Raw genomic sequence first — 1,468 nt, 5'->3', positions numbered from 1 at the left:
GTTCTTCTCCCACACTAAATAAAGCAATATCATTACCTGAGTCGCCACAAACAACAGTTTTTTCAGCATCAAGTTTCCATTTATGTTGTAGATACTTAACAGCTAAACCTTTATCAGCATCAAAAGGTAATATATCGAGGTCTTTACCACCACTATAGATTAAATTGAATTTTATATTTAGATTTTCGAGTGAATACTTAAGTTGTGGCAAGATTTCTGTTGCGGCTTCTTCTTTAAGAAGGTAGCTAACTTTAAAAGGACGCTGTTCAGATGTTTGCTGAGGTATCAGTTCCGCAAACTTCCTAGCTGTTTCTGCGATTAAATCACGATTCCAACCTACTGATAACTTTTTAGACCATTCTGTGTCAGAAGTCTCATAATTAGAGTTGAAGTATATTTCAGTTCCTACAGAAGTAATTAAAGCATCGGGGTTTAACAGGGCTTTTTCTGTTGCTAACTGCTCATATAACGTTAACGAACGCCCTGTTGCGTAAACTATCTTTGTTCCATAGGTTTTTCGATGCCTATCTAACTCACCATTGAGTTCCTCTAATGCGCGATCATCACCCACAAGTGTATGGTCTAAATCAGTTACAAATAGGAATGGCTTCATAATTAGTTGTTTGTGCTGCAAGCTGATTTTTTGTTAAAATTTATTAATTATACATACAAATGAAAATTATTCATATTTCTGTTTTTTGAGAATCCACAAAATAAATATACTTTAAGTAGCTTTTTTAGCTCTAACTTTTTATTGATCTTTAAGAAAGTCACAAAACAATATGAGTATAACTTATCATTTGTCGATTATGATCTGATGGTTGTAATCTATACATTTAGTCAAAAACTTATTTTCACATTGTTCACATGAGCCGAGATGCTTTGGTAGTAGGTATCAACAAGTATCCTTTCCTTAAAAATTCAGCAACAGGTAACTACAAGCATCTTACTACCCCGGCATCTGACGCAGAAGCGATCACTCAACTTCTAGAAACCCACGGGAATTTCCGAGTCAAGCGCTTTCCAGCCAGCAATATAGATGGGAGATTGCAGGTTAACCCAGATAAACATCAGTTTCATAGGATACAGTAACCGTGACCGTACAGCTATCCACACCTGACTTCCAGTGCCTTACCCGCATCGTACAGAATTTACCCGACTTTGCTAACGTGCGCGATCGCCGTCGTTTAGTCGCAGGTGCATTACAAGGTGTAGCCCAAGCAGATATTATCCTGGCGCGGTTAGATTTGGATGGTGCGCCAATGGGTGTTTCTGTGGAAGTGGTGCGATTTTTAGCTCAATTTGGACGAGTTGCTTACGATAAAGAAGCCCTCGCTGTCTTCCTCAACTATATTCAGCCTTACACTGGGGATGAAGATAAAGACTTTATCGTAAGTAAATTAATGCGGCGAGATGACCGCGTGGCAATTATTCAACATCCTGGCGGTCATTTGAAGAAAATTTCCAT

Annotated in this window: 2 protein-coding genes and 1 pseudogene; 2 read left to right on the top strand and 1 reads right to left on the bottom strand. The window is 38.3% G+C overall.

Features of this window, described 5'->3' with window-relative positions; all coding sequences use genetic code 11:
• Positions 1 to 613: sucrose-phosphate phosphatase (locus RRG12_RS44115; protein WP_420763364.1), on the bottom strand; the 613-nt coding region annotated here is incomplete at its 3' end.
• 254 nt (positions 614 to 867) lie between these two features.
• On the opposite strand from RRG12_RS44115, the gene RRG12_RS44110 reads away from it, so the two are divergent.
• Both RRG12_RS44110 and RRG12_RS44105 read left to right on the top strand, forming a co-directional pair.
• Positions 868 to 1,092 carry a hypothetical protein gene (locus RRG12_RS44110; RefSeq protein ID WP_420759192.1) on the top strand — a complete coding sequence of 75 codons (225 nt, stop codon included), beginning with the start codon at positions 868 to 870 and terminating at the stop codon, positions 1,090 to 1,092.
• A gap of 2 nt (positions 1,093 to 1,094) precedes the next feature.
• Positions 1,095 to 1,468, top strand: a pseudogene (locus RRG12_RS44105) (serine protease); the annotation flags it as partial.

Source organism: Nostoc sp. CALU 546 (genome assembly GCF_048836525.1).
Note: the sequence above shows the minus strand (reverse complement) of the source record. Positions and strands in the feature narration are given on the sequence as shown.